A 12,703-nucleotide genomic window follows, 5' to 3' on the forward strand; every position below is an offset into this window, starting at 1 on the left:
ACGCCTGTCGCAAAATCGACAAGAAAACCGCCAACTTTTCAGTCGCTTTCCTTTTGCGGGAAGTCGCAAATCAGCTATGGCTACCTTGCCCTCGCGGGTTAGGTATTGGCGCATCGATTTTTGAGCTGCAGCAAGCATTCCGAGCAGCAAGGAGCCCGAGGAAAAAATGTCCGACGACGAGATCATCCTTTCCGAGCTTTCCGACGAGGAACTCGTGCAGCAGATGCATGACGACCTTTATGACGGGCTGAAGGAAGAGATCGAGGAAGGCACGCATATCCTTCTTGAGCGCGGCTGGCAGCCCTACACGGTGCTGACCGAGGCGCTGGTCGAAGGCATGCGCATCGTCGGCGAAGATTTCCGCGACGGCATCCTGTTCGTGCCGGAAGTGCTGCTCTCGGCCAATGCCATGAAGGCCGGCATGGCCATCCTGCGCCCGCTGCTTGCCGCCACCGGCGCGCCCAAGCAGGGCAAGATGGTGATCGGCACCGTCAAGGGCGACATCCACGACATCGGCAAGAACCTCGTCGGCATGATGATGGAAGGCGCCGGCTTCGATGTCATCGACCTCGGCATCAACAATGCGGTCGAGAAATATCTGGAAGCGATCGAGCAGCATCAGCCTGACATCATCGGCATGTCGGCGCTGCTCACCACGACCATGCCCTATATGAAGGTCGTCATCGACACGATGAAGGAAAAGGGCATTCGCGACGATTACGTCGTGCTGGTCGGCGGTGCGCCGCTCAACGAGGAATTCGGCAAGGCCGTCGGCGCCGACGCTTATTGCCGCGATGCCGCGGTGGCGGTCGAGACCGCCAAGGACTTCATGAAGCGCAAGCACAACGTTCGCGCTTCCGCCTGATCCCAGGGCATCAGGATGGATTGAAAAAAGCCGCGCCTTGCAGCGCGGCTTTTTTGTTCCCAGATGATGATGAGGCTGAACGATCAGTTGGCGACAGTGTCTTTGACCGCCCTCGCCGTCGATTTGACGTCCTTGCCGACGCCTCGAATGGTGTTGGCGCAGGCGGTGAGTGCAAGCGCGCAGGCAAGGATGGCAATCGGCGCGATGCGTAGCAGTTTCATGGGTGTCTCCCTCAACAGATAATTAGCCCCGCAGCGAAAACCGGCTCGACTGGTTCATGGTCAAAACGCAAAAAACGAAACCGAATCAAACAGACAGGCTGCTCGTCATCGCCTGCGGGATGATTGCGCGCGAAGTTTTGGCCGTCAAGCAACAGCTAAAGCTCGATCACCTTGAGTTGACCTGCCTGCCGGCCGAGTTCCACTTCTATCCGGACCGCATCGCGCCGGCCATGGACAAGGCCATCGAAAAGGCCAAGGCGGAAGGCTACAAACACATCTTCGTCGGCTATGCCGATTGCGGCACCGGCGGCATGCTCGACCGCGTGATCGAGAAGCATGGCGTGGAGCGCATGGCCGGCCCGCATTGCTTCGCCTTCTACCAGGGCATGGACCTCTACGCGAAGGTCGCCGACGGCGACATGATGTCGTTCTACATGACCGACTTCCTCTGTCGCCAATTCGACGCCTTCTTCATCAAGCCGCTCGGGCTCGACAGGCATCCCGAGCTTATCAAGGACTATTTCGGCAATTACGAGAAGCTGATCTATCTCGCGCAAACCGACGATCCGGATCTCGACAAGATTGCCGAGAAAGCCGCCGCCATGCTCGGCCTCGCCTACGAGCGCCGCTCGACCGGCTATGGCGATCTGACGAGCGAACTGGCGCGGGCGGCAGCCAACGCTTGAGGCTCGAGCAGGGCTGCTTCAACGGCGGCCAGCGGAACGGACGATCGACTTGCAGACGAAGCCCCCTCGCCTCCGCTGGCAAGCCGGATGACAGCGGCCTGCGAACGGGTAAGTTGTGCCCCAAGCAGACCAAACAGCTATTCCAGCCACCGATTCGGGAAACGCCCATGATCCCTCGCCTGCTGCTTGCCGCCCTTTGCCTTATCGGCTTCGCCCTGCCCGCCTATGCCGACGGCGAGTTGCATGATCACCGCCGCAGACAAGGCGCGACTGGATAAATATGGCGAAACGCGCAAGGCGGCTCTCGAAGAGGCAAAGGCCGGCGATCCGGCTGAGGTCAAGCAACTCGATGCGCTGCTCTCCAAGCCGCTGGTTGCTTTCTCCGACAAGGATCTGACCGGCAACTGGAAATGTCGCACCATCAAGGCCGGCGGCTTGAGCCCGCTAGTTATCTATGGCTGGTTCAAGTGTAAGGTCACCGGGGACGGCTCGGGTTGGCGGCTGCAGAAGATCAGCGGCTCGCAGCGCACCACCGGTCGCTTCTTCGACGACGGTGAGAAGCGCGCCATCTATCTCGGCTCGTTTTCGGTCAATGACGAAAAGGCCAAGCCCTATGGCAGCGGCGCCGAAAGCGACCAAGTGGGCTATGCCTTCCGCAACAGTGCCACCGAGTGGCGCATCGAATTCCCCGCGCCCTATTATGAATCGAAGCTCGACATCATGGAATTCAAGCGCTGACTGAGCCCGAAAAGTTGCAGAGTTTTCGGACCAGGATCATGCGCGACCATTGGCTCACTAAGGGTTAACCCGCTCTCCCTAGCATGCGCCCGACTTTGAGAGCGGGTGCTTGCCATGGCAACGTCGGAATCCGGTCCGCGGCGGACTGTTGTCGTCACCGAAGGCGGTCCGCATATCTGGGCAATCGTTAACGCCATCGCCGATCGCGTCGGCCCTGTGAGTGTCATCCTCGAAAACCCTGAATCAAAAAAGCGTTTGCTGCTCGGCCGCGCCCGCCGCCAGGGCTGGATCTCGGCCATCGGCCAGCTCGGCACGATGGTGCTGACCAAGCTTGGCAAGCGGTTCTTTGCCGGCCATGCTGCACGGCTGATTGCCGCGGAAAAGCTCGAGACAGAACCTCGCCCGACCCAGACGATCATCCATGTGCCTTCCGCCAACGGTCCGGAATGCCTTCAGGCGATTGAGAAGATCGGGCCGGGCGTCGTGCTCCTCGCCGGCTGCCGGCTGCTGTCGAGGAATATGCTCGCGAAGATGCCTTGCCCGGTGCTCAACTGTCACGCCGGCATTGCCCCGAAATATCGTGGCATGAATGGCGGCTACTGGGCGCTGGCCTCCAGTGATCGAGGGAATTTCGGCACCACTGTGCATCTGGTCGATGCCGGCGTCGACACCGGCGGAGTGCTGAAGCAGGCGCGCGGCAAGTCGAAACGCGGCGACACCATCGCCAGCTACGCGCTGCGGCAGGCGGCATTTTCCCGCGACATCTGCGTCCAGGCAGTGGCCGAGGCGCTGGCGGGAAAACTTACGACGATCGATCCCGGCCTGCCCTCGAAACAGTGGTTTCACCCGACGATTTGGTCCTACCTCTGGACCGGCCTGACGAAGCGCGTCTGGTAATCTGCCGGCGTCGGAAATTCAGCACTCGCTTTGCGTCATCGCCAGCGTCGCTTTTGAAGGCGCGCGCGTCGTCCCATAACAAGCGGCACAAGGGCGCATGCGGCAATGCTCCCAACATCGAGGAGTTGAGAATTCATGGCCGATCTGATCGTCGTCTATTGGCGCGATATCCCTGCGCAGGTCATCGTCAAGAAAGGCCGGCAGAACGCCAAGCGCGAGTTGCCGCTGCGCTTCACCGAGGCGATCGACATGTGCGCCATGCGCACCGGCGCCGGCGGCACCGACGATTACCTCGCCGAATGGCGTAAGGCCGATCCGGTTCCGGTCGGCGACGACATCGAAGCCGAGGTCGAGAAGGCCTACCAGGAACTCGATACGAAATATGACCGCGAGCGGCTGGTCGCTCTGGTCAAGGCTGGCGGGAAAGAAAATGTCTGAGAAGCAGCCGGCGGTCACCCAGGCCACCCTGGTCAAGAAGGCGGCGCCGAAGTCCGACTACAAGCCTGCGGACGTGTCGCCGCAACGCCGCGTTCAGCGCACTTTTGCCGTGAGGTTGTGGTCCATCCGCCATTCGCGACTGCTCGAATGGTTTTATGGCAGGTTCGCCGATGTCTTCCTGCTCTTGCATCCTTTGTGGAAGGGCATCGGCTACGGCCGCGTCGAAGCGCCGGTGAAATTCGTCGAGAAACGCGTCAAGGGCTTCATGTTCGACTGCCGCATGTGCGGCCAGTGCGTGCTCTCCTCCACTGGCATGTCGTGCCCGATGAACTGCCCGAAGCAGCTGCGCAACGGCCCGTGCGGCGGCGTGCGCGCCAACGGCAATTGCGAGGTCGAGCCGGACATGCCCTGCGTCTGGGTCAAGGCCTGGGAAGGCTCCCGCAACATGAAGCATGGCGACAAGATCCTCACCGTGCAGAAGCCGGTCGATCAGTCGCTGCGCGAAACCTCGGCCTGGCTCAGGGTGACCGCGCAGGCGGCCGCGGCGCGTGAAGCCGCCCAGAACCCGCAGAACCCCGGAGCTTCAGCATGAGCATCCGCCACCAGCGCGACGAGAACCCGGCCGGCGTTCACCTGCCGCTCGATCCCCTGCCCGGCCATTCGTCGCGCGGTCGGTTGGAGCGCGTGCTGCGCCGCGGCGAGTTCGCGGTGACGACCGAGCTCAACCCGCCCGACAGCGCCGACCCGGAAGACGTCTACAACCGCGCCAAGATCTTCGACGGTTGGGTCGACGCCATCAACGCGGTCGACGCCTCCGGCGCCAACTGCCACATGTCTTCGGTCGGCATCTGCGCGCTTTTGACCCGCATGGGCTACGCCCCGATCATGCAGATCGCGTGCCGCGACAAGAACCGCATCGCCATTCAGGGCGACGTGCTGGGCGGGGCGGCAATGGGCGTCGCCAACATGCTCTGCCTCACCGGCGACGGCGTGCAGGCCGGCGATCAGCCGGGCGCCAAGCCGGTCTTCGACCTCGATTCCATGTCGCTGCTCGAAACCATCCGCATCATGCGCGACAACGGCAAGTTCCTGTCCGGCCGCAAGCTGACGACGCCGCCGCAGGTCTTCCTCGGTGCTGCCGTAAACCCCTTCGCGCCGCCTTACGATTTCCGTCCCATCCATCTCGGCAAGAAGATTGCCGCCGGCGCGCAATTCGTGCAGACGCAATATTGCTTCGATGTGCCGATGTTCCGAAACTTCATGCAAAAGGCGCGCGACCTCGGCCACACCGAAAAAGTCTTCATCCTGTGCGGCGTCGGGCCGCTCGCCTCTGCCAAGACCGCCAAATGGATCCGCTCCAACGTGCCGGGCATCCATATCCCCGATGCGGTGATCAAGCGGCTCGAAGGCGCGCAGGACCAGAAGAAGGAAGGCAAGCAGCTCTGCATCGACATCATCAACGAGGTGAAGGAAATTCCGGGCGTCGCCGGCGTCCATGTGATGGCCTACCGCCAGGAAGAGTATGTCGCCGAGATCGTCGATGAATCCGGCGTGCTGAAAGGCCGCCAACCCTGGAAACGGGAGATCCGCCGCGACGACCAGATCGTCGCCGAGCGGCTCGACCACATACTGCACGACGAGATTACCGAAACCCAGGTCGACATGGTGAAGACCGCGCATTGATGTATGTCGCCCAAAAGTGGGAACCGGTTTTGGGACACCGACATACATGAACTTAAAGTCCAAGGCGCGGCCGACACCCGTGCGCTTGAACAAGACCAGATAACGATATAAAGAACTCTTTATATCCCGACGGAGAGATTGCATGACCCGCACCATCGTCGCCTCGGCGACCCGAGAAATCGTCATCGGCTTCGATCAGCCCTTCTGCGTGATCGGCGAGCGCATCAACCCGACCGGCCGCAAGAAGCTGGCCGCCGAGATGGTGGCCGGCAACTTCGAGACCGTCATCAAGGATGCGCTGGAACAGGCCGCCTGCGGCGCCACCATGCTCGACGTCAATGCCGGCGTCACCGCCGTCGACCCCAATGCGACCGAGCCGGCGCTTTTGGTGCAGACGCTGGAGATCGTGCAGAACCTGGTCGATCTGCCGCTGTCTATCGACTCTTCGGTGACCGCCGCGATCGAGGCGGCGCTGAAGGTCGCCAAGGGCCGCCCGCTGGTCAACTCCGTCACCGGCGAGGAAGAGAAGCTTGAAGCCATCCTGCCGCTGGTCAAGAAATACAACGTACCGGTCGTCGCCATCTCCAATGACGAGACCGGCATCTCGATGGATCCGGACGTCCGCTTCGCGGTTGCCAAGAAGATCGTCGAGCGCTGCGCCGATCACGGCATTCCCGCGCATGACGTCGTCGTCGATCCGCTGGTGATGCCGATCGGCGCGCTGGGCGATGCCGGCCGCCAGGTGTTCGCACTGCTGCGCCGTCTGCGCGAGGAACTCAAGGTCAACACCACTTGCGGCCTTTCCAACATCTCGTTCGGCCTGCCGCATCGCCACGGCATCAACGCCGCCTTCATCCCGATGGTGATCGGCGCCGGCATGACGAGCGCCATCATGAATCCGGTCCGCCCGCAGGAGATGGAGGCCGTGCGCGGCGCCAACGTGCTCAACGGCACCGACGAGAACTGCACCAACTGGATCCGCACCTACAAGGACTACAAGCCGGCCGAAGGCGGCCATGCGGTCGCGGCTCCGGTCGCGGTCACCGCCCCTGGCGATGGCGCCGCCGCTGCCGGCGGGCGTCGCCGCGGAGGTCGTGAAGCCCGCATGGCCAGGGGGTAAGCGCGCAATCGTGAGCCGCATTGCAAACAGCCCTGATCCGGTCGCATCGTCGATGCGGTCGGAGAAGTCTGCTTTGCGGTCAGGCGACGCCCAATATGGCGTCGAACAACGCCATTCCAGCCCAGGATCCGAAGATGCCTGTGCCGCCGCCGACGATGACATCATCGTCGTAGGCGGGCCAGAATGCGTGCAGCAGGAGCGCTCCGACGATCGCGCCGAGAATTCCGGAGGCCAGATATTGCGGATTGCGCAGCCATGGGCCTTTGAGCACGCGCACCATGGTGAAAGCGGGCAGCAGAATATCCGACATGTTTGGCCCCTGGACCAACGTACACTCCACCCAACAGTAAAACGATCCGTTAAACGGTATCGGCAATTGCCATCGAGACGCGTGCCAGCATGAATCCCCCGCCCAACATCACCGATCCGCTTGTGCTGTTCATGCCGTCAGGCAAGCGCGGGCGGTTTCCCGTTGGCACGCCGGTGCTGGACGCCGCGCGCCAGCTCGGCGTCTATGTCGAGAGCGTGTGCGGCGGCCGCGCCACTTGCGGGCGCTGCCAGATCGAGGTGCAGGAAGGCAATTTCGCCAAGCACAAGATCGTCTCTGCCAACGACCACATCTCGCCCAAGGGCGCCAAGGAAGAGCGCTACGAGCGCGTGCGCGGCCTGCCCGAGCGCCGCCGCCTCTCCTGCTCAGCGCAGGTACTCGGCGACCTCGTCATTGACGTGCCGCAGGACACGGTCATCAACGCCCAGACCATCCGCAAGGCAGCCGACACCAGGGTGATCGCTCGCGATACGGCAATCCGCATGTGCTATGTCGAGATTGAAGAGCCCGACATGCACAAGCCGCTCGGCGACCTCGACCGACTCAAGATCGCCTTGATGAAGGACTGGGGGTTCAAGAATGTCGAGTTCGACTTCTATCTCATGCCGCAGGTGCAGGGCATTCTGCGCAAGGGCAATTGGACCGCCACCGCCGCCATCCACAAGGATGCGGACAGCGACATCGCGCGCGTCATCGCGCTGTGGCCGGGCCTGAAGAACGAGGCCTACGGGCTCGCCTGCGACATCGGCTCGACGACCATTGCCATGCATCTCGTGTCGCTGCTGTCGGGCCGCGTCGCCGCCTCTTCCGGCACCTCCAATCCGCAGATCCGCTTCGGCGAGGATCTGATGAGCCGCGTCTCCTACGTGATGATGAACCCGGACGGCCGCGAGGGCATGACGGTCGCCGTGCGCGAGGCCGTTTCCGGCCTGGTCGACAAGGTCTGTGCGGAAGGCAATGTCCAGCGCAACGACATCCTCGACGCGGTGTTCGTCGGCAATCCGATAATGCATCATCTGTTTCTCGGCATCGATCCGACCGAGCTCGGTGGCGCGCCGTTCGCGCTCGCCGTTTCCGGCGCCGTGCGCATCAAAGCCTCCGATCTCGGCTTGAAACTGAACCAGGGCGCGCGCCTTTATATGCTCCCTTGTATCGCCGGCCATGTCGGCGCCGACGCAGCCGCGGTCACGCTCTCCGAGGGTCCGCACCGCCAGGACGAGATGATGCTGATCGTCGACGTCGGCACCAATGCCGAGATCGTGCTCGGCAACAGCACGCGCGTCGTTGCGGCCTCCTCTCCCACCGGCCCGGCCTTCGAGGGCGCCGAGATTTCCGGCGGCCAGCGCGCGGCGCCCGGCGCCATCGAGCGCGTGCGCATCGATCCCGACACGCTTGAGCCGCGCTACCGCGTCATCGGTTCGGAACTCTGGTCGGATCAGCCGGGCTTTGCCGAAAGCGTGCAGGCGACCGGCGTCACTGGCATTTGCGGGTCCGGCATCATCGAAGTGGTGGCCGAGATGTATCTCGCCGGTATAATCTCCGAGGACGGCGTCGTCGACGGATCGCTTGGCGCGCGCTCGCCGCGCATCGTCGCCAACGGCCGCACCTTCTCCTATGTGCTGAAGGACGGCGAGCCGAAGATCACCATCACCCAGAACGACGTGCGCGCCATCCAGCTCGCCAAGGCGGCGCTCTACGCCGGCACCAAGCTATTGATGGAAAAGCAGCACACCGACCATGTCGACCGCATCCATTTCGCCGGTGCCTTCGGTTCTTTCATCGACCCGAAATACGCCATGGTGCTGGGGCTCATTCCCGATTGCGATCTCGACAAGGTCTCGGCCGTCGGCAACGCCGCCGGCGCCGGCGCGCGCATGGCGCTCCTCAATCGCGGCTACCGCCGTGAGATCGAGGAGACGGTGAGCAGGATCGAAAAGATCGAAACCGCTCTGGAGCCAAAATTCCAGGAGCACTTCGTCTACGCCATGGCGCTGCCGAACAAGGTCGACCCTTTCCCGAAGCTCGCGGCCGCAGTGAAGCTGCCGCCGCGCAAGACGGTCGGCGAGGACGGCGCCGCAGGCGACGCCACCCCGCGCCGGCGCTCGCGCGAAGAACGGGCGGCGCGGCGTGGGCGCGAATAGGTCCCCTTCGCCCGACGACTCTCTTTAGTTCGTATGCATGCAAATGTTTCCGGGTCCATCGATCCGGAAACCGGAACGCTGTTTTCGTGAAATCCGCCGGAAACATGCCGGGCGCATTTAGCCCGCCATCGAAGGGCTGGCGCGAAATGTCTTCGAGCTGGCGCGACCTTCCGGAGGAACCCACTATGTCGATGTTCGATAACCTCGGCCGCTTCGGCGTGACCATCAGGCAGGCTCATGCCCGGAGCAAGGCGATCCGCGCGCTCAACGACCTGCCCGTGCATGTCCAGAAGGATATCGGCTGGCCGGCTTCGCCGCCGAGCGACCCGCAGGCAGCCCTGCACGCGCTGCTCCTGGGAACCGCCCGCTGATGACCTTCGCCGACAAATGTAAGCTGCTCGGCAAGCGCCGAGGCCGGCAAGCGGCCTCGGCGATCGGCGACAACAAGTTGCGCGCCGCGCTGCTGCCAGGGCGCCGTTGACGCGACCGCCGTCGCATCACGCCGATGTGCCCGCTGCGAACCTTGACATTTTCAACCTAACTACAATCTTCGCATAGCAGGGGGAATTTCTCTTAGTCGGCTCGACCGATCCGTGTTCCGTATGCCCAGTTTGAAAAGCCACGTCGTTTCGTTCATTCTCAGGCACAGCCGCAAGAAGGCCTTTTCCAGTCCCGAGAATCTGCAGCGCTGGATCGCCTACGCCCGCAAGACCGAAGACTATCATCCGCCGGCCCTTCTGAAGGCGCGGCTGGGTATCGCGGAGACCAGCGTGGATGGTTTCCCCGTCTATGAGATCGCACCGAAATCGGGCGAGCGCCGGCGCATCCTCTATTTGCATGGCGGCGCCTTCGTCTTTCAGATCACGTCCTATCACTGGGTGCTGATTGCCGAGATGGCGGAGCGGCTGGGCTTCGGCATCACCGTGCCGATCTATCCGATCGCGCCGGAGCACAATTTCCATGACATGTTCGGCATGGTCGGCGACGTCTACCGGCGCATGCTGCTAGAGACCGATGCCGAGAACATCGTCTTCATGGGCGATTCCGCCGGCGGCAACATGGCAGTCGTGCTCACCATGATGGCCGCCGAGGAAGGCCTGCCCTCGCCGGCGCGCCACGTGCTGATCTCGCCCGGCCTCGATATGTCCTTGTCCAATCCGGAAGTGTTCGAAGCCGAACGCAACGACCCCTGGCTGGGCATCCCCGGCGGGCTCGAGGCGATCCGGCTCTACAGCGCCGGCATCGACCGCTCCGACTGGCACATCAGCCCGCTCTACGGCGATCTCTCGGTGCTGCCGAAGACGTTGCTGCTCACCGGCTCGCGCGACCTGCTCAGCCCCGACAATCTGATCTTCGCCGAACGGGCGCGCGCCGCAGGCGTCGAGGTCGATGTCGTATACGAGGAAGGCATGTTCCACGTTTGGCCGCTGATCGATATGCCGGAAGCGCGGCGCGCACGTGACAGCATCGTCGACTTCCTCACAGCCGAGATCGTACCGCAGCGAGCCCATGCATCGCGCCGAACCACTTATGCGGCGCGACCTGTGCCGGCGGCCGAATAGCTCAGAACTTGCCGGTTTCCCGGAACAGTTCGAAGGTCGCGCGGATGTGGTCGGCAACCGCCTTCACCGGCGCGCTGGCATCGGGTGCCACCACCATGGCGAGATTGTAGGTGCCGATATCGGGCATGCCGTCCTTCGCGCCCAGCGAAACCATCTCATCGCCGAGGAACGACTTCGGCAGCGGCGCGACGGCAAGGTCGGCCATGATGGCGGCCCGCTGGCCGGCGGTATGAGCGCTCATATAGGCGATGCGGTAGTTGCGGCCTTCTCGGCCGAGCGCTTCCAGGGCGCCGGCCCGCCAGGCGCAGCCTTCTTCCCACAGCGAAACCGGCAGCGGTTCGCGCAGATGCGCGCAGCCGCCCTTGGCGCCGGCCCAGACGATCGGCTCGGTTAGCAGCACCTCGGCGCCGACCGCGCTGGTCTTGTAGGAATTGGTGAGCAGCGTGATGTCGAGCGCACGGTCGTCCATGCGGCGGCGCAGATTGACGCTCTGGTCGATGGTGACGTCGACGGCGATCGACGGATGCGATTGCGCGAAGCGCTTCAACACGTGAGGCAGCACGCGCTCGCCATAGTCGTCCGGCGAGCCAAGCCTGACCACACCGACAATGTCGGGAATGATGAACTTCGACACCACTTCGCGGTTGATCGACAAAAGCCGCCGGGCATAGCCGAGAAGCATCTCGCCGTCCGTGGTCAGCGTCACCGAGCGCGCGTCGCGCGCGAAGACGGAACGGCCGAGAATGTCTTCGAGCTTCTTGATCTGCATGGAGACGGCCGAGGGGGTGCGGAACACCGCATTGGCGGCGGTGGTGAAGCTGCCGGTCTCGGCGATCGCCACGAAGGTGCGCAGCACGTCGAGATCGAGCAGCGGCAAAGGATGGTTGAGTGGGGCGTTCATCAGGGCTTGCCTTCAATTTTTCTGATGCAAATGATCATTCCATTTCGTTTGATTGAACATCACTTCGAGCGCATAGTCAACTCGATCGATGCAGGATGCTGCCAAAAGCAGCCATCGAACGACCATGATACAGGCCTGCACTCGACATGAAATGAAGCTGAAACAGACCTGACGTAACCAATTGCCGGGGCGCCTCCCTGCCCGAATCGAGGAGAAAGAAAATGTCTATCCTGTCGTCTATCGGTCGGCTCGCGACCGAATTCAGTGCCGCCCGCGCTCGCTACCAGACCGAACGCGCAATCCATGCGCTGCCGATCGAACTGCAGAAGGATATCGGCTGGCCGGAAGCCGCCGATGCCAAGACTGGATTGCGCTACGGCGTGGGAACCTGGGCCGGAGCCAAGTAAATAAGTGTGCATCACGTGCTAAGGGCCTGCCGCGTGTCAGACCGGCAGGCCCTTTTGTTTGTACTCAAATGACTTTTCCAGCCATGCGGCCGTCGCATGACGCATATGAAGCACTCGCATAGCGACGTCCGTTTCGAATTAAAGCGCTGTAACTAATAGTAAATTTCGAGCGCAGAGCTCAAAAAAGTCGCATGGGATGTCGCTTTTCATAACAAGCGCTTCGTTTTTGCGATTTAGTTTTGGCTGGAGCAGGCCTATATCACCGCCAGCAAAAACGAGCTGCCCCACTCCATTAAGCGAAGGCGACCCGTCTGAGCAACCAAATGGAGATGATGATGAAGCTGTTTGCCCGCCTGTTCCCCCGTCGCGAAATGAACATGACGACCGCTCTTGAGCGTCAGCGTCTTGCCAAGACCATGCCCGGCCAGACCGGCGCCATGGCTGCCGCTCGCCTCGGCTTCGTTGCCTGACACAGCAGTTTCGAACGGCACCTGGTTGCCGTCGCGCTGAATGAAATTCAACGTCGCCCGGCTCCGCCGTGGCGGCGTTTTTCTTCTGACGGCGCATTCGTTGGAACCTGAAGTAGCAACCTTCGGTCTCGCGCCATCGACGATTGCCCATTTGCGACCCGTGTCGCAAATTTAATCGTCGCTTAGCCGTCTAGCCGATTGACAGGAATGATTTTTCCTGATGTCGCTATGCTATTAGCGACATTC

General features: G+C 62.4%; 15 protein-coding genes and 1 pseudogene. 12 read left to right on the forward strand and 4 right to left on the reverse strand.

Annotation, left to right across the window (positions count from 1 at the left end; translation table 11 throughout):
• Nucleotides 1-166 precede the first annotated feature (166 nt).
• Complete coding sequence (locus tag CK222_RS22800; RefSeq protein ID WP_066999684.1) at nucleotides 167-865, forward strand: B12-binding domain-containing protein; 699 nt, start codon at nucleotides 167-169, stop codon at nucleotides 863-865.
• A gap of 83 nt (nucleotides 866-948) precedes the next feature.
• On the opposite strand, the gene CK222_RS22805 is transcribed toward CK222_RS22800, so the two are convergent.
• The gene (locus tag CK222_RS22805) at nucleotides 949-1,086 is read right to left on the reverse strand and encodes an entericidin A/B family lipoprotein (RefSeq protein WP_019858698.1); all 138 of its coding nucleotides are present in this window, start codon (nucleotides 1,084-1,086) and stop codon (nucleotides 949-951) included.
• A 56-nt stretch (nucleotides 1,087-1,142) separates the two neighbouring features.
• On the opposite strand from CK222_RS22805, the gene CK222_RS22810 reads away from it, so the two are divergent.
• The 7 genes and pseudogenes from CK222_RS22810 to CK222_RS22840 all read left to right on the forward strand — a co-directional run bounded on the left by CK222_RS22810 (nucleotide 1,143) and on the right by CK222_RS22840 (nucleotide 6,648).
• Nucleotides 1,143-1,772 (forward strand): DUF1638 domain-containing protein, encoded by a 630-nt coding sequence (locus tag CK222_RS22810; protein WP_095801944.1) that lies wholly within the window; start codon nucleotides 1,143-1,145, stop codon nucleotides 1,770-1,772.
• Between the two features lie 167 nt (nucleotides 1,773-1,939).
• A pseudogene (locus CK222_RS22815) lies at nucleotides 1,940-2,510 on the forward strand (DUF4893 domain-containing protein).
• 114 nt (nucleotides 2,511-2,624) lie between these two features.
• The gene (locus tag CK222_RS22820) at nucleotides 2,625-3,407 is read left to right on the forward strand and encodes a formyl transferase (protein ID WP_095801945.1); all 783 of its coding nucleotides are present in this window, start codon (nucleotides 2,625-2,627) and stop codon (nucleotides 3,405-3,407) included.
• Between the two features lie 135 nt (nucleotides 3,408-3,542).
• Complete coding sequence (locus CK222_RS22825; RefSeq protein WP_066999671.1) at nucleotides 3,543-3,845, forward strand: virulence factor; 303 nt, start codon at nucleotides 3,543-3,545, stop codon at nucleotides 3,843-3,845.
• Nucleotides 3,838-4,437, forward strand: coding sequence for a methylenetetrahydrofolate reductase C-terminal domain-containing protein (locus CK222_RS22830; RefSeq protein WP_066999668.1), 600 nt, complete (start codon nucleotides 3,838-3,840; stop codon nucleotides 4,435-4,437). The genes CK222_RS22825 and CK222_RS22830 overlap by 8 nt, the downstream gene beginning before the upstream one ends.
• Nucleotides 4,434-5,528 carry a methylenetetrahydrofolate reductase gene (locus tag CK222_RS22835; protein WP_095801946.1) on the forward strand — a complete coding sequence of 365 codons (1,095 nt, stop codon included), beginning with the start codon at nucleotides 4,434-4,436 and terminating at the stop codon, nucleotides 5,526-5,528. Before CK222_RS22830 ends, CK222_RS22835 begins: the two co-directional genes overlap by 4 nt.
• 142 nt (nucleotides 5,529-5,670) lie before the next feature.
• Nucleotides 5,671-6,648 carry a methyltetrahydrofolate cobalamin methyltransferase gene (locus CK222_RS22840; protein WP_095778498.1) on the forward strand — a complete coding sequence of 326 codons (978 nt, stop codon included), beginning with the start codon at nucleotides 5,671-5,673 and terminating at the stop codon, nucleotides 6,646-6,648.
• A gap of 79 nt (nucleotides 6,649-6,727) precedes the next feature.
• Here CK222_RS22840 and CK222_RS22845 read toward each other — a convergent pair whose 3' ends face one another.
• On the reverse strand, nucleotides 6,728-6,958 hold the full coding sequence (locus tag CK222_RS22845) for a hypothetical protein (RefSeq protein ID WP_245433190.1): 231 nt from the start codon (nucleotides 6,956-6,958) through the stop codon (nucleotides 6,728-6,730).
• 89 nt (nucleotides 6,959-7,047) lie between these two features.
• Here CK222_RS22845 and CK222_RS22850 point away from each other — a divergent pair, with 89 nt between their 5' ends.
• The 3 genes from CK222_RS22850 to CK222_RS22860 all read left to right on the forward strand — a co-directional run bounded on the left by CK222_RS22850 (nucleotide 7,048) and on the right by CK222_RS22860 (nucleotide 10,679).
• Entirely contained in the window at nucleotides 7,048-9,117 is a 2,070-nt protein-coding gene (locus tag CK222_RS22850; RefSeq protein ID WP_095801948.1) for an ASKHA domain-containing protein, read from the forward strand.
• A 185-nt stretch (nucleotides 9,118-9,302) separates the two neighbouring features.
• Nucleotides 9,303-9,488, forward strand: a complete 186-nt coding sequence (locus CK222_RS22855) for a hypothetical protein (RefSeq protein ID WP_067329623.1) — start codon at nucleotides 9,303-9,305, stop codon at nucleotides 9,486-9,488.
• Nucleotides 9,489-9,719: 231 nt separating this feature from the next.
• On the forward strand, nucleotides 9,720-10,679 hold the full coding sequence (locus CK222_RS22860) for an alpha/beta hydrolase (protein ID WP_095801949.1): 960 nt from the start codon (nucleotides 9,720-9,722) through the stop codon (nucleotides 10,677-10,679).
• 1 nt (nucleotide 10,680) lies between these two features.
• Here the strand turns inward: CK222_RS22860 and CK222_RS22865 are convergent, their stop codons facing one another.
• Nucleotides 10,681-11,580, reverse strand: coding sequence for a LysR substrate-binding domain-containing protein (locus CK222_RS22865; RefSeq protein WP_066999645.1), 900 nt, complete (start codon nucleotides 11,578-11,580; stop codon nucleotides 10,681-10,683).
• A gap of 221 nt (nucleotides 11,581-11,801) precedes the next feature.
• Here CK222_RS22865 and CK222_RS22870 point away from each other — a divergent pair, with 221 nt between their 5' ends.
• Nucleotides 11,802-11,987, forward strand: coding sequence for a hypothetical protein (locus CK222_RS22870; RefSeq protein ID WP_066999640.1), 186 nt, complete (start codon nucleotides 11,802-11,804; stop codon nucleotides 11,985-11,987).
• A 254-nt stretch (nucleotides 11,988-12,241) separates the two neighbouring features.
• Here CK222_RS22870 and CK222_RS32470 read toward each other — a convergent pair whose 3' ends face one another.
• Nucleotides 12,242-12,508 carry a hypothetical protein gene (locus CK222_RS32470; RefSeq protein ID WP_164746637.1) on the reverse strand — a complete coding sequence of 89 codons (267 nt, stop codon included), beginning with the start codon at nucleotides 12,506-12,508 and terminating at the stop codon, nucleotides 12,242-12,244.
• Nucleotides 12,509-12,703 lie beyond the last annotated feature (195 nt).

Origin of the sequence: Mesorhizobium sp. WSM3866 (genome assembly GCF_002294795.1) — a bacterium.
Classification (GTDB): Bacteria; Pseudomonadota; Alphaproteobacteria; order Rhizobiales; family Rhizobiaceae; genus Mesorhizobium.

What these genes read in the sequence shown, in the direction of transcription:
- CK222_RS22800 (WP_066999684.1), top strand. Translation starts at nt 167, where the DNA reads ATGTCCGACGACGAGATCATCCTTTCCGAGCTTTCCGACGAGGAACTC.
- CK222_RS22805 (WP_019858698.1), bottom strand. Translation starts at nt 1,086, where the DNA reads ATGAAACTGCTACGCATCGCGCCGATTGCCATCCTTGCCTGCGCGCTT.
- CK222_RS22810 (WP_095801944.1), top strand. Translation starts at nt 1,143, where the DNA reads ATGGTCAAAACGCAAAAAACGAAACCGAATCAAACAGACAGGCTGCTC.
- CK222_RS22820 (WP_095801945.1), top strand. Translation starts at nt 2,625, where the DNA reads ATGGCAACGTCGGAATCCGGTCCGCGGCGGACTGTTGTCGTCACCGAA.
- CK222_RS22825 (WP_066999671.1), top strand. Translation starts at nt 3,543, where the DNA reads ATGGCCGATCTGATCGTCGTCTATTGGCGCGATATCCCTGCGCAGGTC.
- CK222_RS22830 (WP_066999668.1), top strand. Translation starts at nt 3,838, where the DNA reads ATGTCTGAGAAGCAGCCGGCGGTCACCCAGGCCACCCTGGTCAAGAAG.
- CK222_RS22835 (WP_095801946.1), top strand. Translation starts at nt 4,434, where the DNA reads ATGAGCATCCGCCACCAGCGCGACGAGAACCCGGCCGGCGTTCACCTG.
- CK222_RS22840 (WP_095778498.1), top strand. Translation starts at nt 5,671, where the DNA reads ATGACCCGCACCATCGTCGCCTCGGCGACCCGAGAAATCGTCATCGGC.
- CK222_RS22845 (WP_245433190.1), bottom strand. Translation starts at nt 6,958, where the DNA reads ATGTCGGATATTCTGCTGCCCGCTTTCACCATGGTGCGCGTGCTCAAA.
- CK222_RS22850 (WP_095801948.1), top strand. Translation starts at nt 7,048, where the DNA reads ATGAATCCCCCGCCCAACATCACCGATCCGCTTGTGCTGTTCATGCCG.
- CK222_RS22855 (WP_067329623.1), top strand. Translation starts at nt 9,303, where the DNA reads ATGTCGATGTTCGATAACCTCGGCCGCTTCGGCGTGACCATCAGGCAG.
- CK222_RS22860 (WP_095801949.1), top strand. Translation starts at nt 9,720, where the DNA reads ATGCCCAGTTTGAAAAGCCACGTCGTTTCGTTCATTCTCAGGCACAGC.
- CK222_RS22865 (WP_066999645.1), bottom strand. Translation starts at nt 11,580, where the DNA reads ATGAACGCCCCACTCAACCATCCTTTGCCGCTGCTCGATCTCGACGTG.
- CK222_RS22870 (WP_066999640.1), top strand. Translation starts at nt 11,802, where the DNA reads ATGTCTATCCTGTCGTCTATCGGTCGGCTCGCGACCGAATTCAGTGCC.